Annotated in this window: 17 protein-coding genes and 1 tRNA gene; 8 read left to right on the forward strand and 10 right to left on the reverse strand. The window is 32.8% G+C overall.

All coding sequences use genetic code 11. The features are described from left to right. Nucleotides 1-85 precede the first annotated feature (85 nt). The gene (locus LG45_RS13035; RefSeq protein ID WP_035127881.1) at nucleotides 86-1,297 is read left to right on the forward strand and encodes a TCR/Tet family MFS transporter; all 1,212 of its coding nucleotides are present in this window, start codon (nucleotides 86-88) and stop codon (nucleotides 1,295-1,297) included. A 126-nt stretch (nucleotides 1,298-1,423) separates the two neighbouring features. Here the strand turns inward: LG45_RS13035 and LG45_RS13040 are convergent, their stop codons facing one another. The 6 genes from LG45_RS13040 to LG45_RS13065 all read right to left on the reverse strand — a co-directional run bounded on the left by LG45_RS13040 (nucleotide 1,424) and on the right by LG45_RS13065 (nucleotide 8,844). Continuing rightward, complete coding sequence (locus tag LG45_RS13040; protein ID WP_035127883.1) at nucleotides 1,424-1,861, reverse strand: retropepsin-like aspartic protease; 438 nt, start codon at nucleotides 1,859-1,861, stop codon at nucleotides 1,424-1,426. After that, nucleotides 1,836-4,472, reverse strand: coding sequence for a CHAT domain-containing protein (locus tag LG45_RS13045; protein WP_035127885.1), 2,637 nt, complete (start codon nucleotides 4,470-4,472; stop codon nucleotides 1,836-1,838). Before LG45_RS13045 ends, LG45_RS13040 begins: the two co-directional genes overlap by 26 nt. Before the next feature lie 33 nt (nucleotides 4,473-4,505). After that, nucleotides 4,506-6,512 (reverse strand): DUF7849 domain-containing protein, encoded by a 2,007-nt coding sequence (locus tag LG45_RS13050; protein WP_035127888.1) that lies wholly within the window; start codon nucleotides 6,510-6,512, stop codon nucleotides 4,506-4,508. Between the two features lie 98 nt (nucleotides 6,513-6,610). Then, nucleotides 6,611-7,594, reverse strand: a complete 984-nt coding sequence (locus LG45_RS13055) for a hypothetical protein (RefSeq protein WP_035127891.1) — start codon at nucleotides 7,592-7,594, stop codon at nucleotides 6,611-6,613. Nucleotides 7,595-7,723: 129 nt separating this feature from the next. Continuing rightward, nucleotides 7,724-8,323 (reverse strand): hypothetical protein, encoded by a 600-nt coding sequence (locus tag LG45_RS13060; RefSeq protein WP_035127893.1) that lies wholly within the window; start codon nucleotides 8,321-8,323, stop codon nucleotides 7,724-7,726. Between the two features lie 74 nt (nucleotides 8,324-8,397). Continuing rightward, on the reverse strand, nucleotides 8,398-8,844 hold the full coding sequence (locus LG45_RS13065) for a hypothetical protein (protein ID WP_035127894.1): 447 nt from the start codon (nucleotides 8,842-8,844) through the stop codon (nucleotides 8,398-8,400). A gap of 294 nt (nucleotides 8,845-9,138) precedes the next feature. Between LG45_RS13065 and LG45_RS13070 the strand changes: the two genes are divergently transcribed. From LG45_RS13070 to LG45_RS13100, 7 genes are all read left to right on the forward strand, one after another. Beyond that, nucleotides 9,139-9,720, forward strand: coding sequence for an RNA polymerase sigma factor (locus LG45_RS13070; RefSeq protein WP_035127895.1), 582 nt, complete (start codon nucleotides 9,139-9,141; stop codon nucleotides 9,718-9,720). A gap of 4 nt (nucleotides 9,721-9,724) precedes the next feature. Further along, complete coding sequence (locus tag LG45_RS13075; protein ID WP_035127896.1) at nucleotides 9,725-10,447, forward strand: tetratricopeptide repeat protein; 723 nt, start codon at nucleotides 9,725-9,727, stop codon at nucleotides 10,445-10,447. 134 nt (nucleotides 10,448-10,581) lie between these two features. Next, entirely contained in the window at nucleotides 10,582-11,349 is a 768-nt protein-coding gene (locus LG45_RS13080) for a TatD family hydrolase (RefSeq protein ID WP_035127898.1), read from the forward strand. A 64-nt stretch (nucleotides 11,350-11,413) separates the two neighbouring features. After that, the gene (locus LG45_RS13085; protein ID WP_035127899.1) at nucleotides 11,414-12,550 is read left to right on the forward strand and encodes a 1-acyl-sn-glycerol-3-phosphate acyltransferase; all 1,137 of its coding nucleotides are present in this window, start codon (nucleotides 11,414-11,416) and stop codon (nucleotides 12,548-12,550) included. Further along, nucleotides 12,540-13,565: an asparaginase gene (locus tag LG45_RS13090; RefSeq protein ID WP_035127901.1), complete on the forward strand. Its 1,026-nt coding sequence runs from the start codon at nucleotides 12,540-12,542 to the stop codon at nucleotides 13,563-13,565. Before LG45_RS13085 ends, LG45_RS13090 begins: the two co-directional genes overlap by 11 nt. Nucleotides 13,566-13,613: 48 nt before the next feature. Beyond that, a tRNA-Ser gene (locus LG45_RS13095) sits at nucleotides 13,614-13,698 on the forward strand. A gap of 15 nt (nucleotides 13,699-13,713) precedes the next feature. Beyond that, the gene (locus tag LG45_RS13100; protein ID WP_035127903.1) at nucleotides 13,714-14,412 is read left to right on the forward strand and encodes a porin family protein; all 699 of its coding nucleotides are present in this window, start codon (nucleotides 13,714-13,716) and stop codon (nucleotides 14,410-14,412) included. On the opposite strand, the gene LG45_RS13105 is transcribed toward LG45_RS13100, so the two are convergent. From LG45_RS13105 to asnS, 4 genes are all read right to left on the reverse strand, one after another. After that, nucleotides 14,407-15,012, reverse strand: a complete 606-nt coding sequence (locus tag LG45_RS13105; protein ID WP_035127904.1) for a hypothetical protein — start codon at nucleotides 15,010-15,012, stop codon at nucleotides 14,407-14,409. The two genes, LG45_RS13100 and LG45_RS13105, sit on opposite strands and share 6 nt — an antisense overlap. Before the next feature lie 199 nt (nucleotides 15,013-15,211). Then, a complete protein-coding gene (gene rpoN / locus LG45_RS13110) occupies nucleotides 15,212-16,678 on the reverse strand; it encodes an RNA polymerase factor sigma-54 (RefSeq protein WP_035127905.1) in 1,467 nt (488 codons plus the stop codon). Nucleotides 16,679-16,790: 112 nt separating this feature from the next. Beyond that, nucleotides 16,791-17,180 (reverse strand): GxxExxY protein, encoded by a 390-nt coding sequence (locus tag LG45_RS13115; protein WP_035127907.1) that lies wholly within the window; start codon nucleotides 17,178-17,180, stop codon nucleotides 16,791-16,793. Between the two features lie 83 nt (nucleotides 17,181-17,263). After that, nucleotides 17,264-18,697: an asparagine--tRNA ligase gene (asnS, locus tag LG45_RS13120; protein WP_035127909.1), complete on the reverse strand. Its 1,434-nt coding sequence runs from the start codon at nucleotides 18,695-18,697 to the stop codon at nucleotides 17,264-17,266. Nucleotides 18,698-18,808 lie beyond the last annotated feature (111 nt).

Here is an 18,808-nt window from a genome sequence, read left to right on the forward strand (position 1 = left end):
AACACAGAAATTGTTTATATAAATTAAATCCCGAATGGAAATATCTATTCGGGATTTTTCGTTTATTTGTATCTCAATTATTTCTATGAAAAAAAGTAAAAAGTCAGCAGCAATAGGTTTTATATTCATCACGATGTTGATTGACATCACAGGTTGGGGAATTATAATTCCTGTAATTCCTAAGTTGATTAAAGAATTGATTCATGGAGATATTAGTGAAGCTGCTAAAATTGGTGGCTGGTTAACTTTTGCTTACGCAATAACACAATTTATTTTTGCACCATTAATAGGAAATCTAAGTGATAAATTTGGACGCCGACCAATTATTCTAATTTCACTTTTTGCCTTTTCACTAGATTATTTACTGCTGGCATTTGCTCCAACTATAACTTGGTTATTTATTGGAAGAATAATTGCCGGAATTTCGGGCGCAAGTATCACAACAGCTTCTGCCTATATTGCCGATGTAAGTACGCACGAAAATAGAGCCAAAAACTTCGGAATGATTGGTGCAGCATTCGGACTTGGATTTATAATTGGACCCGTAATTGGCGGACTTCTTGGTCAATATGGTTCGAGAGTGCCATTTTATGCAGCAGCCGTTTTATGTTTGCTAAATTTCCTTTACGGATATTTTATTTTGCCCGAATCACTTTCTAAAGAGAACAGACGAGAATTTAATATTAAAAGAGCTAATCCCATTGGAGCATTTTTAAACTTAAAAAAGTATCCACAGTTAATCGGATTGGTGATTTCAATTTTCTTATTGTATGTTGCTTCGCATGCGGTTCACAGTAATTGGAGTTATTTTACGATGTACAAATTCAATTGGGATGAAAAAATGGTAGGAATTTCACTTGGAGTAATCGGACTTTTAGTTGGAATTGTTCAAGGTGGATTAATTCGCTGGATCAATCCAAAATTAGGAAATGAGAAGAGTATTTATGTTGGAATGGCTTTGTATACAATAGGAATGTTTTTGTTTGCAACAGCTACCCAAAGTTGGATGATGTTTGTGTTTTTAATTCCGTATTGCCTTGGTGGAATTGCTGGTCCAGCGATGCAAGCCGTTATTTCTAGTCAGGTTCAAGCAAATGAACAAGGTGAAATTCAAGGAACACTTTCTAGTTTAATGAGCGCATCGGCTATTGTTGGTCCGCCAATGATGAGTACCGTTTTCTATTTTTTCACTCATAAAGAAGCACCGTTTCAGTTTGCTGGCGCGCCATTTGTTTTGGGTGGATTTCTGATGTTTTTAAGTACGATTATTGCCTATTTTTCTTTTAGAAAAAGATAATTTTACAAAAGACAATTACTATCTAGCCCTGATGCAAGGGAAAAGCTCCCGATTTTTATCGGGACTTTGGAAAGGCAGCAGGAAAAAGGATTGCAAAAATGCGCTTACCATTCGCTCCTAATTCTTTTATTTCAAATACAAACAATGGTTGTAATAATCGATAATTGCTTTTCCATTTAGCAAAATATCGGCGCCAATAATTCCGTGAACTGGTTTGGCTTTATGTTGAATGAGTGCCAAATTTACGTGGGTTAAATCGAAAATCACCAAGTGAAATTCGTTGTTTTTCCATTTGCCAAGTTGGAGTTTGTTGTCTTTTGCAAGTAGAGTTTCCATGCCATTTGCGCCAGCTCCAGAAGCTTTGGTTTTGGATTTTCCAGCTTTTAATTGAAATAAACTGATGCTTTCAAATCCGACACAACTGTTGCTTGCGCCAGTATCGAGAATGAAACTTCCTTTAATTCCGTTGATGCGTGCTTTTATTAAAAGGTGTTGCGTTTTGGAAACTTTGAAATTTATTTTTTTATATTTTTCTTTTTTAAGAATCTCTTGGAACTTTTTCATAGTTTATTTGTTTTCTTCTTCGTCGAATGAACAAAAATAGCGAAACTAAAGCAAAAACAACTACGCATCCGATAATTGAAATCCACAAAAAATTATTGTTTGCAGATTGATTTTCTAATGATCCATAATAAACGAATGATGCCCAATAATAAGGCGATTTTTTAGCATTGGAAATGGTTTCATCATTTAAAAAATCGAGTTTGGCTTGATGGTTGGATTCGAAAAAAGAATTACCTTTTTTTACCTTTTTATAAAATTTTTCCATTAAAACCGAAGTGGTAAAATCGTTTACCTTCCAAAGTGAAAATAGTAAATTTTGTGCTCCAGCAAACTGAAATCCGCGTGCCACACTCATTGCGCCTTCTGATTTGTAGAGCTTTCCAATTCCGGTTTCACAGGCAGATAAAACTACTAAATTGGGATTTAAATTTAGATTATAAAGTTCAGAATAAAGAATTTCTTGATCTATAAATCGAATGCTTGCGGGTTCAATTATATCGCCAGATGACGCGTGTGTAGAAAGATGAATGATTGAATAATTTTCAGCATTTTTTTTGAAATTTTCGAAAGAGGCTTCTTGTTTATCTAAGTATTTTCCTGAGAAATTGGCTTGTAAATTTTTGAGTTCATTTTTGGAGAAAGCCAGTTCTAAGTTGGAGTTTTCAAATAGTGGAAAAACACCTAAAATGGTTTCTTTTTTGTGGTAAAATGGAATTGAGTTCAAGTAAAAATCTGCCGAATTGCTGTATCCAATTTTGAAATCATTTAATAGATAACTCATTTTAGCAAAATTTGTAGTCTTACTTTCTTTCGTAATTAAAGCCTCAAAAGGCAAAAATGTTAGCAAGCCATCGGGAATGATGATGAGGTTTTTGTGGTTTGACTTTTTAGGAAGTTGTAATGTTTGGTACAATAAAAAACTTGATGTATTATATTTAGAAATCGACTTTGCAATCTTCTCACTATCTGAAAAATAGTCTAGGAATGAAACGATTTTAGAATTTGTATTGTCAGTTTTTATAGAGCTTAATTTTATCGAATTGTTTTCAATTGTAAAAATATAGACATTTTCAATTCCCATAAAATATTCCACCAAAACGGCATTTTCTTTTTCTAATTTAAAATATAAATCGGCTAAATTCAAATCTTTTTCTGATGTTTTTGCTCTTTTATTTTGTTTCGATTTTAACAAAAGCATCAACTCGTTTTGTTTTTTAATGGCTTCGTTGATAATTGAAATATCGGCTCGATCTGATTTTTGTTGTTCTTTAATAATGGTTGTATTCCAGTTTTGAAGTTGTTCTGTAATTAGTTTTTCTTCTCGAGAAAAATTCTTTTTATCAAAAAACGATTGTTTTAAAACAGCCGATTTTGTTTTTTCTGAAAGTAAAAAGGCACTTTCTAAGTGACTAATTTTAGCTTCGCTCAGTTCGCCTTTGGCTCGGGTCTTTTCTCTTTGATATAATGAATTGTAAATTTCGATACATTTCTCAGTGCGATTTCGGTTTCTAATTTGCGTGATGATTTTCGAATTTTCATACACCAAAAGCAATTGTAATAATTCTTCAATATGAAACGATAGCGCATAACTTTCGAGTGCTTTTTTGGGCTTATTTTGGGTTAAAAATAATTTTGCTTGCAAGTCGAATGCATCCAACAATGTGGTTTCGGCATAAAGGGAATTGGCTTTTGGAAGAATAGATTTAGAACTTGAATAACTCGGAATTAAAGTTTTGAAAACACGATTTACAGCATTTTTAGATTCAATAATTTGGTCGTTTTGAAAGAATAAAAAAGCTTCGTCATAATAGAGTTTTGCAATCGAACGTGACGAATTATTTTTGTTTTTTAGAAAGGTTTCTTTTGCTTGTTCGAATAATTGTAAGTTGTTATTTAGCAGTGCTAAATTTCTATAAGCATTTGATAATGATTCATTTTCATTTGAATTTTTCAGAAGATTTATTGAAATTTTATAGCTAGTTGCTGCTTTTTGATTGTTGTTGGAAGCCAAATAATTATTTCCTAAATTATTCCATAACATACCTTTTTGCGTATTTGATAATTTTTCAGAAGCAATGGTTTTTTCTAGTAAATTGACAGCATCTAAATGTTTTCCAGAATACTGATAAACATTTGATAAATTAAGAATTGAAGCAAATTTTTGTTGCTGATTATTTTCAAGATTGGCTATGAAATAATACTGTTTTATTACATTTTCGGCATTTTCATAATCGCCAATAATGGTGTATAAATTTCCTAAAGGTTTTAAACAAGATTCAGTAATATCATAATTAGACAACTTATTTTTTTGAAACAATTGCCAAGCTTTTTCATAACTTTTTATCGCTTTTTGTGTCTGTCCAAATAGGTTTTGATAATACGCTTTATTGCAATTTAAAATCACAAATGCTAAAAGTTCTGGTTTATTTTTTGTCACATCCAGCGCAGTCGAGATGCTTCTTTCAAACGACTCTAATTTTCTTAAGGACTCTTCATTTGGATTGGCTACTAATTTATCAATGGCAACATAGATTTTTTCTTCTAATGGCAAAGCCTTACTTTGTGAAAAAGCAAGTTGCGTGAGTAGAAATAGAATAAATAGTTTTCGCATAAAATCTTAATACTTAATACTCAAATCTTAATACTAAAACTTCCAAATACCATAAAATTGCCAGTAACTAAAATCTTTTTCAAAGTTGGCGTAATAACGAATTCCAACGCTTGGACCAATTCTTGCAAAACCAAAAGTAACATCGGCAAAAACACTGGTTTGCATTTTTTCAAAAGCTTTTGTTTTAAAAGATTCCGATGAATCTTCTCTCAAAGAAGTGATTTCATTGCCTGGTCTTGGCGGCGTTGTTGCATCAAAAATGGGTTCATAATAACGTTTAGTTCGAGTATTTTCTGTTGTTTGATTTAATAAAACCGAAAATTGTGGTCCAACGCCAACACCAATATAATTGTTTAAATTATATCGCAATGAAATTGGAACAACATCGGCAGAATTTCTCGTAAATGTTGTTGATGTTGTGGTTTGTGTGAATCCAATGTCGAGTACAGTTCCGTTGTTTATGACTATTGGTGGCGTAAAATTTTCAAGCTCGAACGGAGTTTGTGATGTCGAAGTTCCGCTTTCTAATCGGCTGTAATACAATTCGGATTGCCAGTAGAATTTATAGGATTTGTAAGGCGAAATTGTTGCACCAAGAAAGTAACTTTTTGATCCTTTTTGGTCTGGAAATAAATTGTAACCTGTTCTTACTCCAACAGAAGTTCCAGGTCTAAATCTAGTTACAGCGTAATTGGTAATTACGGGTTCGTTTTTGTCAAAAATAATGGCTGTTCGGCTTCTGGTTTTTTGTTTGTGAAAATCTTTGGCAAATTTCATTGTGTATTTTACAAAGCCTTTGGTAGAATCTTTTTCGGTAACATTTTTTTGATTGCTTCCCGGAATGTAAATGTTTTTAAAAGTAAAATGAATTTGTTTTTGTTTAATTAAGGTATCCAAACAACTGTAATTTACTTCTTCATCTTTTGGACAAATGGGACATTTCGGATAACTATCAACTATTTTTAAAGTTTTTTTATCGAACATATCTGGAATGTCGGTTTCCAATCGAATCATTCTCGCCGGACCTTCACCATCGTTTTGAAAACGTGTTTTGAAATTTAGGGTTTTCAATCTTACGATTCTATAATTCATAAAAGTTCCGTTGCTCGACATTTTATTTGGATCATGTGACGTTACAATTTCCATTTCGAGGGTTTTCTTTTTGTAGTTTTTATAATTTCTATCAGGAACATAAACGCCTCGCATTTTAACCGTTGCGCTTGTGTCTTTAATCATTTCTGGTGTGGTTTTGAAAGTCATAAAAACATTGCGAGTTTCTTTCGGATTCATTTCGTCAAACTCAAATACTTTCGAATCTGTAAATAAACTTTTGCATTGAGCAAGAGTAACATCCAAGTCTTCTTCTGCATCGAAAGTGTCTGTTAACGGCGGAGTACCATTTGCGGAAGCGTAATTTTCGAATGAATTATTAAAGTCTCCCACCATCGCAATTCCGTTTTCCATAATTTCTCTTTCACCAAAGTGAGTTCGAGTTTCTAGTAATTCGAAATTTTTATTTTTGAATTCTTTGTCGTTGTAAAATAAATACAGTTTGCCATTAGCGACATAATCTAAAAGATTTTGATAACTAACCACAATCACCAATTCTTCCTCTGGAACTGGTTCGCGATTGTTAAAGATTTTTAAAGAAATACTATCCAATAATGATGCGATTTCGGTGTAATTAGTGTCGGAAATTTCGTTGATAGCAACAGTTTTTGGTCGGGTTTTAGGTGGTTTTCCATTATCGTAATTGTTGGTAACAGATAAATTTACTTTGTAATCGCCTTTCTTTTTGTAAACTTTTTTAGGTTCGATTTCTTTGCTGTAACTGCCATCGCCCATTTCCCAAAAATAACTGTAATTGGCTTTTGGAGCGCCAGCAATTTGAATTAATGGCGGTGTTTGGGGTTTAAATGAGACTAGATTTCCTTTTTTATCATAACCAATTGTAGCTCTTCGGGTTATGGTATCTTTTACTTTTGTTTGCGAAAAGGAAAATGTAGTTGCTAAAATAGCAAGTAAAACTAATTTTCTCATAATCAAAGGGTTTTGGTTAGGTTATATAAAAGTAAGAAAAAGTGACGAACTAGCCGTCACTTTCTCTAAAAACTAAATTAACCTTTTTCATAATTTTGTTATGGTAGCGCATTTATAGCAGCTACTAATTGGGCTTGGCTTCCAACTGTTGTTTCGGATAATGTGAAAGTATAAACATCATCGGCAGCAATAGTAACACCTTTTATAGCATAACGCCATTGACCATCTTCTTCGGTTACAAAAATAACGTGGCATTCTAAACCAATTGGAATTTGACCGTAATGTTCAGAGAACTGATTAGTTGCATCATTGTAAGTATCTAATTTTGCTAAAGTACTTGCTTCACCATCATAATGTAAGTAAACCGCACTGTTTTCAAAATCGTATCCATTTGGAGCTTCGGCTAAAATCATAGTTCTTGGTCTTGGGTCGCTGTAAAAACGATCTACATTTGTCCATCCAAAACTATCGAAGAAAGCATAATAAGGTGCATTTACTCCAGTTCCTTCAACGAAAACTCCGCCTTGTCCTGCAGGATTTTGTTCTTGTTCGTCCCATTCTAGATTTCCATCTTCGTCTATAGTTCCGTCCCAAAGTGTCATTCCAGTATCGGCACCGCCAGTTAATGTTGATGGAATTAACAATTGCATTGGGCAAGTTATGTCTAAATCAACTCCGCCTTGCGATGCGTTGATGTAAAATTCTCCTCCAGAAACTAATAATGTCATGTCGCCGTTAGGCATTCTTCCCATTGTAGTTTTGTCAGTTACAAGCATGTTTCCAGCATCGAATAATTCTACATATTCAATAGCAACACTTCCAGTTACAGGATTTCCGTTTTTTAATAAGCAGTTACCATTGATGCTAAATTGTACGCCTTTATCTGATGTAAAAGTGGTTACGCCATCTTCTGCAACTAAAGTAAAGTTTTGCGTAAGGTTGTCTAATGCTGTTTGTCTAACATTGTCAAATTCAGCTGCACTTGGAGCTTGATTTCCTTCTACAGGATTGTCGTCTGAACAACTTACAAATGCTAATGTAGCTAATACTACTAATCCGATGTTTTTAAAATTTGTTTTCATGATTTCTGTTTTTTAAGATGCAAAAACTTAAGTGTGTTTGCGTTGATTATTAAATTTACTTTTGTTTTATATTATTATATCAACTGAATTTTAATTTTGTTACCCTAGTTTTAATTTTTTTTTCATCTACTAGTAATAAGCAAAGTCAATGTAAGGAATTCCCATGTTTACAAGCGGACCACCATTTTGATAAAAATTGGCTCCAGTAATAGTCATGATTCCAAAGTTTTGTGGAAAACTAACCAATGCACCAGGCTGATTTACAACTCGACCTATAATGTTTCCAAAATTATTTGAGGCATTTGCTACAAGAATTGTTCTTCTTATTTTATACGGTTGATTGGCAACGATTAAGGTTGGAGTTACCGTCACATAACTTGTATTCGCTGATGAAAAAACGTGATTTCCAGAATAAATAACGGTGTTGGTATTTACATCTACAATTTCCATCAGATAAGGAACGGCGGCAACGGCTGGTTGACTTTGATAACCAATACTACAAATGGTTTTGGTTTGAGAAAGAGTAAAAGTATATTCGTGAATTTCAGTATCAAATGTATTGGTGTTTTGATGTCCAGGAAGTGCAACCACGTTGGTGTACAATTGATTGAAAATAGTGTTGGTGGAGTTACATGGTGGAACTGGAATTGGATTTGTTCCGTTAGAGCAACTGCTAATTATTATTCCTAATATGAATAATGTTACGATGTTTTTTAGTGTTGTTTTCATGATTTCTGAGTTTTTAAATGTTATTTATAATGTTATATCAACTGGGCAACTAATTTGTTACCCAGTTGATTAATTTATTTTTCAAAATCGGCACTTTGTATGATTTTATAGTTCAAAATGTCACCTGTGCTCACTAATTCTATCATTCGTTTGGCTTGACTTTCAGAGCTTGAAAACCCTTTTGCAGTTCCAGAATTGGTAGTTACTTCCCAAAAGTATAATCTCACTGTATTTGAAGAAACCGTTTCTTTTACTTGAAAGAAGCTTTCAATTTTTCTGTCAAGGACAATTTCTCCTATTGATGATAATTCGATCATTCTTTTTGCTTCTTCCAATGAATTGGCTGTTCCTGAATAATTACCTTGATTCGTTCTTACGTTCCAATCATAAACTTCTGTAATTTGATCTCTTGTAAGAGTTGAAGTTGTTTCGATTGTGTTTGAAGTTGATGTTACTTCTTTAGCATTAATGTTTGAAAATGATAATGCTACGATTGCTAATGTTAAAATTGTTGTTTTCATGATTTCTAATTTTTTTATTAATTGTTGTGATTTTGTTTTCTATTGTTATATCAATTAGTGTTTTAATTTGTTACCCTATTTTTTCAAATTTCTTTTCAGGAATTTTAACTCTCAATTGATGTGCTTTTCTTTATATCAATTGTCATTTAAATTTGTTACCCTTCCATTCAAATTATTTTAGTTAACTTTTAAAAACACTATTTCAATGAACTTTATATCACTATATCAACTCACTTTTAAATTTGTTACCTCAATTGTTAAATTTTTTCTACATTAGCAGTAAATAAGGTAGTTATGGTAGATAAAAATCTTCATCCCGATCAGTTGTATATTGATGGATTGCTCCAAAATAATTCTAGTATTATCCAATCTATATATAAGAAGTTTGTTCCAAAAGTTAAAAACTACATTCGAACCAATAGTGGTGACGATGATCAAGCTCAAGATGTTATCCAAGAAGTTTTAATAACTATTTACAATCAGGCAAAAACAAATGGTTTGCAATTAAGTTGTCCGTTTGATGCCTACTTTTTTTTACTTTGTAAAAGGCGTTGGCTTAATGAATTAAAAAAATCATCCAATAAAGAGGTAACATTAATGGATGAAAATGTATCTATAGAGGAATCGGTTCAAGAAATGACTTTTCAAACCGAAGCTTTCGACGAAAAACAATCATTATTTGACGAAATGTTTCAAAAGCTAGGAGAGAAATGTCAAGAAGTACTCAAACTAAGTTTTGTAACCAAAACGATGGAAGAAGTAGCCGAAAAACTGAACGTTACGTATGGTTATGTGCGCAAAAAGAAATCGCTTTGCACTGGTCAGTTAACCGAAATGATTCAGCAATCAAATAGATACAAATCTTTAAAATACTAAAGTCATGAGCGAGCAATTGTACATAACATTCGAAAATTATTTCAGCAACGAAATGTCGCAAGAAGAGAAATTGGAATTCGAAAACCAACTTCAAAATGACATAGAATTGCGAGAAAAATTTGAACTATATAAAGAAACTACAAAGTTTCTAGCAACCAAATTTGATTCGGAAACCATTGCTTTCAAAGAAAATTTGAAGTCAATTTCTAAAGAAAATTTTGCAGAAAAAGAAGTTAAGAAATCAAAAGTTATTGCGTTCAAACCATTTTATTATGCTGTTGCAGCATCGGTTGTTTTGGCACTTGGAACTTGGTTTATGATGCAAGGAACTCCAGAATATGGTGATTTTAATCAACACGAAAATGCCTTTTTTGTTGAACGTAGCGTTGGTGATACTAATTTAAATGAAGCACAAAAAGCGTTCAATGAAAAAGACTATAAAAAAACAGTTTTAGCATTTGAAAAAGTTCAAAATCTAACTAATCCAGAGTTGCAATATTTTTATGCAATCGCATTAATTGAAACCAATGATTTTACCAAAGCCGAAATTTTATTGAATACTATAAAATCGGGAAGTTCGGTTTATAAAGAAAAAGCAGTTTGGTATTTGGCATTATCCAATTTAAAACAAAATAAAATAGACGAATGTAAAATTTATTTGAATCAACTTTCACCTGATGCCGAAGATTATCAAAAAGCACAGAAATTATTGAAAAAAATAGATTAAAGTAATTTCACAAAGATTCGCAAAAGTCTTCACAAAGTCACACAAAGAAATTTAAAAAACTTCGTGTGACTTTGTGCATTTTTAGTGAAACTTTGCTTAATAATTGTAGTTTTGCAATTTAAATTTGCAATAAGATGATTCTCACCGATACACATACCCATTTATATTCTTCCCAATTTCAAGATGATAGAAACGAAATGATTCAACGTGCTATTGATGCTGGTGTTTCACGATTTTTTATTCCGTCGATTGATTCAACTTATACTCAGAAAATGTATGATTTGGAAAGTCAATTTCCAGACAATGTTTTCTTAATGATGGGATTGCATCCGTGTTATGTGAAAGAAAATTATTTAGATGAGTTGGCGCATGTAGAAGCCGAATTATCAAAAAGAAAATTCTACGCTATTGGTGAAATTGGTGTCGATTTGTTTTGGGATAAAACTACGTTAGCCATTCAGCAACATGCTTTTAAACATCAAATTCAATTAGCTAAAAAATATAAATTAGCAATAAACATTCACTGTCGTGATGCATTTGACGAAACCTTTGAAGTTTTAGAAAGTGAAAAAAGCGATGATTTATTCGGAATTTTTCATTGTTTTACAGGTGACTTTGCTCAAGCAGAAAAAGCAATATCATTAGGATTAAAACTCGGAATTGGCGGTGTTGCGACATTTAAAAACGGAAAAATAGATCAATTTTTAGATAAAATCGATTTAAAGCATATCGTTCTAGAAACAGATTCGCCTTATTTGGCTCCAGTTCCGCATCGTGGCAAGCGAAATGAAAGCAGTTACACGCTTTTGGTTGCTCAAAAATTAGCCGAGATTTATAAACTTCCAATAGAAGAAATAGCACAAACTACGACTGAAAATTCTAAAGCAATTTTTGGAGTTTAACCTTTAAATATTCAATAAGTCATATTTTTTTTGTTCTTTTGTTCCTCTTAAAATAAAAACCAAAATGCAGAAATTTGACGCAATTCGTCCGTTCTACGATACCGAGGTAAATGAAGCCATTCGTGCATCGTTAAATCATCCGATGATGAAAGCAATTATGGATTTTACATTTCCAGACGTTGATGATGAGGTTTGGAAAGAACAATTGAGACGAACGCATTCGATAAGAGATTTTCAATGTAATTTTATTTATCAAGCGGTTCAAAAAGTTTTAGAAAAATCGTCGGAAGGTTTGACTACTTCAGGATTTGAAAAATTACATAAAAACACATCGTACTTATTTATATCCAATCACAGAGATATCATTTTAGATACATCATTGTTAAATACTTGTCTTTTCGAACATGGTTTGGTGATGACGGCTTCTGCAATTGGCGACAATTTAGTGAAGCGTGATTTCATGAATACTCTAGCTAAATTAAATAGAAATTTCTTAGTTCAAAGAGGTTTGTCACCACGTGAATTATTGCAAAGTTCTAAATTAATGGCAGAATATATTGGACAATTATTGCTTCGCGAAAATCGTTCGGTTTGGATTGCACAACGCGAAGGAAGAACTAAAGATGGTAATGACGCCACACATTCGGGAGTACTAAAAATGCTTGGAATGGGTTCGGATGAGAAAAATTTAATGGACTATTTTAAGAAATTAAAAATTGTACCCGTTTCTATTTCTTACGAATATGATCCAACCGATGCTTTGAAGATGCCACAATTAATGGCCGAAGCAAAAGCCGAAACCTACGTTAAAGAAAAAAACGAAGATTTTATAACGTTACTAAGCGGAATTATTGGTCAGAAGAAACGAATTCACATTCATGTTGGAGATGTTTTGGATACAGAATTGGATGTAATTGCACAAGAAAATGACAATACGAACAAACAAGTTCAAGCATTAGCACAAGCAATAGACGATTCTATTTTGCAATCGTATAAATTGTGGCCAACCAATTACATTGCCTACGATTTATTGAATAAAACCGATAAATACAAAGGTCATTATACAGAAGACGAGAAATCATTATTCGAAAGAAGATTGGAAATGAAGATTGATGTAACGAATGATTTTATGGTTGAAAGTTTCTTGAATATGTATGCCAATCCTGTGGTAAATAAATCAAAATACGAGAATGCAATCTAAACCTAACATACTTTTAATTTATACTGGTGGAACAATTGGTATGATGAAAGACTTTGAAACTGGAGCTTTAAAAGCATTCAATTTCAATAAGTTGTTGCAAAAAATACCAGAATTAAAGCAGTTGGATTGTCAAATTGAAACGATTTCTTTCGAAAAACCTATTGATTCTTCGAATATGAATCCAGAGAAATGGATGAAAATTGCTACAATTATTGAAGAGAATTACACGCTTTTTGATGGTTTTGTGGTTTTGCACGGCTCAGATACTATGTCGTATTCGGCATCGGCATTGAGTTTTATGTTAGAAAATTTATCAAAACCGGTAGTTTTCACTGGTTCACAATTACCAATTGGAGATTTACGAACTGACGCTAAAGAGAATTTAATTACAGCGATACAAATTGCTTCTTTACAGCAAAAAGGAAAACCTGTAGTTCTCGAAGTTTGCCTATATTTTGAATACAAATTATACCGTGGTAACCGAACTACAAAAATAAATGCCGAACATTTTAATGCTTTTGCTTCGCCCAATTATACTGATTTGGCAGAATCTGGAGTTCATTTGAAAATAAATTCGGCAGCACTTTTTCCTAAGCAAACAAAAAAGTTTATTGTTCACAGAGAAATGGACGATAATGTAGTTATAGTTAAAATGTTTCCTGGAATTAACGAAAATGTCCTTTCTGCGATAATGGCGATTCCAAATTTAAAAGGAATTGTTCTAGAAACTTACGGTTCTGGAAATGCACCAACAGAAGATTGGCTGATTCAAATTTTGAAAAAAGCGATCAAAAACGGTTTGCATGTTATCAATGTGACGCAATGTTCGGGAGGAAGTGTTAGTATGGGACAATATGAAACGAGTACGATGCTCAAGAAAATTGGTGTAATTTCTGGAAAAGATATTACAACCGAGGCTGCGATTACCAAATTGATGTATTTATTAGGTCAGAATGTTTCTCCAAATGTTTTTAAAACCATTTTTGAAACGCCGTTACGTGGTGAAATGGTTTAATATTTCCTTTGTTTATTCCTTATTTTTATAGTTATTTGCATAACAATTAGAGAGGTGGCCGAGTGGCTGAAGGCGCACGCTTGGAAAGCGTGTATATGGCAACATATCGAGGGTTCGAATCCCTTCCTCTCTGCTAAAAATGTAAAAAATGCGTTTTCTACAATCAATAGTTTTATTTTTGTTTGGATTGAGTGCTTTTGCTCAAGAAAAAACTATTGACTTTGATGCACCCGATTCACTTTATAGAGAAGATCAATTCTACATTGGTTTAACGTACAATAAGTTACAGAACACACCAGCGGATTTGAGGCAAAACAAATTTTCATCTGGAATATCTTTCGGATTTCTTCGTGATATGCCTTTTAATAAATCTAGGACTTGGGCGATCGCTACTGGTATAGGATATTCACTGAATATTTTCAATGATAATTTGTTTATCAATCAACCAAATACAATTCCAACTTCAGAAAACAGTTATAGTTTTATTTCAGATTTGAGTTATAGTAAAAACAAAATGACATTGCATTACATTGATTTGCCAATTGAGTTGAGATGGCGAACGTCAACACCAGAAAGTCATCGGTTTTGGAGGATTTACGCTGGATTTAAATTCAGTTATTTGATTTATGATTATTACAAATTTGTTGGTTCTGGAGAAATAATCAAAGTCTCAGGAAATGATGATTTTAATAAATTGCAATATGGTGTTTATATCTCTACAGGATGGAATACATGGAATTTTCATGCTTATTACGGATTAAGTCCATTGTTCAAGAATACTCAGGTTAATGGTCAATCTATTGATATGAATACCTTAAATCTTGGTGTAATGTTTTACATTCTATAACCAAAAATACCACGAAGCTATTTGCGGTACAATTCCAATTGCCATTCCAATAATTAATTCTGACATGGAATGCGCTTTCATGTAAAGTCTTGAACTTGCGACCAAACCAATAAGTAAAAAAAGCATTGCAATAGTGTAAATGATATTCAGTTGATTGTGAATACTTAAACCCACAATGAAGAAAGTCAAGGCACACAAACCAATCATGTGAATACTAGCTTTTATTTTTGCAAAGAGTAAAACAAATGCTAGAAAAGTACTCAATAATCCTGCAAGAAAGAAGAAATAAAGTTCGGGTAATCTATCGATGGTCACGGTTTCTCTAATTAAAATTACGGTTAAAGCCATTTGTAAAAGTAAGGGCATTTTTCTTTGTTGCGTGTCAGAAAGCATGATGCTGTCTACTTTTCCAAAGGTTCGTAGCAAATAGAAAAACGACATAGGTAGAAAAAAAGTGATGATTATTACTTGAAGAACTAATAAGTAATTTTGCGGTGCTGTTAAGTAATTTTCACCAAATAACAAATACAATAAGGTACCAATTAGCGGAATAAAAATAGGATGAAAGAGGTACGAAAAAAAAGGAAGTGCTTTTTTCAAAGGAAATATTTTTTACACAAATATAGTTGTTTTGAAACTTTAATTTTACAAAAGACAATTACAATCTAGCCCTGATAGAAATGAAAATAAAAAAACTTCCAGTGTTTGGAAGTTTTTTTATTGTAATGAATAGCAGGAAAATGGATGGCAAGAAAGCCCAAACCATTCGCTCTAGATTACTTCGTGCCTCGTAATGACCTTATATTTTCTTCCTCATTCTAGCCACTGGAATATCAAGCTGTTCACGGTATTTTGCAATAGTTCTTCGCGCAATTGGATAGCCTTTTTCTTTAAGAATTTCGGCCAATTGATCGTCTGGAAGTGGTTTGCTTTTGTCTTCGTCTTCAATTGTATTTTGAAGAATTTTCTTTATTTCTAAAGTTGAAACATCCTCGCCTTGATCGTTTTTCATGGCTTCTGAGAAGAATTCTTTTATCAATTTTGTGCCATAAGGAGTGTCAACATATTTGCTATTGGCAACACGTGAAACAGTAGAGATATCAAGTCCAACCATATCGGCAATGTCTTTAAGAATCATTGGTTTCATTGATGTTTCTTCGCCGTCTAGGAAATATTCTTCTTGAAAATGCATAATGGCATTCATGGTTACAAACAGCGTTTCTTGACGTTGTTTTATGGCGTCGATGAACCATTTTGCCGAGTCTAATTTTTGTTTGATAAATTGAACTGCATCTTTTTGTGCATTCGATTTATCTCTTGAATCCTTGTAGGTTTGCATCATTTCTTGGTAATCTTTCGACACGTGAAGTGATGGTGCATTTCGTCCGTTTAGGGTTAATTCTAGTTCGCCATCGTTGATTCTGATAGCAAAATCGGGAACAATATTTTCTGTAATTTTATTGTTTCCTGTGAATGAACCGCCTGGTTTTGGGTTTAATTTTTCAATTTCGTGAATGGCTTTTTTAAGTTGCTCATTAGAAACCGCATATTTTTGAAGTAATTTATCGTAGTGTTTTTTGGTAAATGCATCAAATTGGTTTTCGATAATATCAATCGCCAAATCTACATTTTCGGTTGGTGTTTTGTGCTTTAATTGCAACAATAAACACTCTTGTAAGTCGCGCGCACCAACGCCTGATGGTTCTAATTCGTGAATAACATTTAGCATTCGTTCTACATTTTTCTCATCGGTATAGATACCTTGAGTAAATGCCATATCGTCAACAATATCTTGAATTGTACGTCGAATGTAACCCATATCATCAATGCTTCCAACAAGAAATTCAGCAATTTCTCTATCGGAATCAGTTAAAATAAAAGTATTCAACTGATTGATTAAATCTTGATGAAAACTTACATTTTGAACCAAAGGCGATTCGCGGTCGTCATCATCGTCACTGTAATTACTGGTTTGCGTTTTATAATCTGGAGTTTCGTCGTCACTTAAATATTCGTCGATGTTGATGTCGTCTGCTTCTATATTGTCGCTTCCTTCATAATCATCATATTCGTCATTGTTGTCGAACTCGTCTTTTTCAAAAACCTCTTCCTCATCTTTACCAGTTTCTAAAGCTGGATTCTCATTCATTTCTTCCAACAATCGTTGTTCAAAAGCCAACGTAGGCAATTGAATCAACTTCATCAACTGAATTTGTTGAGGAGATAATTTTTGAGATAATTTGAATTGTAAGTTTTGTTTTAACATGATAAGGCACTATTTTTTTGCCACGAAGGCACTAAGTCACAAAGTTTCTATTATACTATATTAAAGTGAAGTAACAAAGGTCATTTTTCTTTGTGTCCTAGAGACTTTGTGGCTACTCTATTGTATTTATAAATCTTTTTATTCCATTTTTAATTAAAGGAACATTAAAATTAATTAAAAATCCTAATTCGTTATTTGTTAATCGTAAATGGCTAATAATTTGAGCTTGCCAAACAGGATTGACAATTTCAACTGCTTTAGTTTCAACAATAATTAAATTTTCTACTATTAAATCTAATCTTAAGCATTCTTTTAACATTACTCCATCATATATGATTGGAATATCAACTTGTCTTTTTACAATTAATCCTGCTTTCTCAATTTCATAGGCAAGACAAGCTTCGTATACTTTTTCTAATAATCCTGGACCAAGTTCTTTGTGAACTTTAAAAGCAGAGTTTACAATAACTTTTGCAATTTCTTCAATTCTTTCTGATGGCATATATAAATGTATTAGTTGCTTATAAAATATTTACAAAAAAACTTTGCGACTTAGCGTCTTTGTGGCAAAAGTTTTTTTGTGTCTTAAAACTCTGCGTTTTGCGGTGTTCTTGGAAAAGGAATTACGTCGCGAATGTTTGACATTCCAGTTACAAATAATACCAATCTTTCAAATCCTAATCCGAAACCTGAGTGAACAGCCGAACCAAATCTTCTAGTGTCTAAATACCACCAAAGTTCTTCTTCGTCAATTCCTAAAGCTTTCATTTTTTCAACTAATACATCGTAACGTTCTTCTCTTTGCGATCCACCAACGATTTCTCCAATTCCTGGGAAAAGGATGTCCATGGCGCGAACTGTTTTTCCATCTTCGTTTAATCGCATGTAAAATGCTTTGATGTTTGCTGGATAATCAAACAAAATTACCGGACATTTGAAGTGTTTTTCAACTAAATAGCGTTCGTGTTCGCTTTGCAAATCGGCACCCCATTCGTTGATGATATAATTGAATTTTTTCTTTTTATTTGGAGTTGATTCTCTTAAAATATCAATAGCTTCGGTATAAGAAACACGTTTGAAATTGTTTTCTAAAACGAAGTTTAATTTTTCTAACAAAGCCATTTCGCTTCTGTCGGCTTGTGGTTTTGATTTTTCTTCTTCTAATAAACGACCTTCTAAAAATTTCAAATCGTCTTGGCATTTATCCATCGTATATTTAATTACATACTGAATAAAATCTTCTGCCAAATCCATGTTATCGTCTAAATCGTTAAACGCAACTTCTGGTTCAATCATCCAAAACTCTGCAAGGTGACGAGAAGTATTAGAGTTTTCAGCTCTAAATGTTGGTCCGAATGTATAAATCTGACCTAATGCCATTGCAAAAGTTTCTCCTTCTAATTGACCAGAAACGGTAAGATTGGTTTCTTTTCCGAAGAAATCTTCTTTATAATTTACTTTTCCGTCTTCGGTTCTTGGCGTGTTGTCAAATGGTAAAGCCGTAACTTTAAACATTTCTCCAGCACCTTCAGCATCAGAACCTGTTATGATTGGCGTATTTACATACACAAATCCTTTTTCTTGAAAATACGTATGAACCGCATGAGCAAGAACAGAACGCACTCTCATAATTGCTCCAAAAGCATTGGTTCTAACTCTTAAATGTGCGTTTTCACGAAGAAATTCAAGTGAATGTTTTTTTGGTTGCATCGGAAATTTCTCAGCATCGGAATCTCCAAGAATTTCTAATTTAGAAACCTGAATCTCATATTTTTGACCAGCACCTTTGCTTTCTACCAATTCTCCAGTTACAGAAATAGCAGCACCAGTTGTTATTCTTTTTAAAGTTTCTTCGGGTGTATTTTCAAAATCTACAACACACTGAATATTATTAATTGTTGAACCATCGTTCAATGCAATAAATTGATTATTTCTAAAAGTTCTAACCCAACCTTTTGCATTTACTTCGTGAAGTGTTTTGGTACTGTTTAATAAGTCTTTAACTTTTGTATGTTTCATTGTAAATATTAGATTTTAAATTTTAAATATTAGATATGAATCTAATTGCAAATATAAATTATTCTACTGATTTAGCCCAGATAGAAGTGGCATCCTTTTAATTTTTTTCCT

Origin of the sequence: Flavobacterium aquatile LMG 4008 = ATCC 11947 (genome assembly GCF_000757385.1) — a bacterium.
GTDB classification, from domain to species: Bacteria; Bacteroidota; Bacteroidia; order Flavobacteriales; family Flavobacteriaceae; genus Flavobacterium; species Flavobacterium aquatile.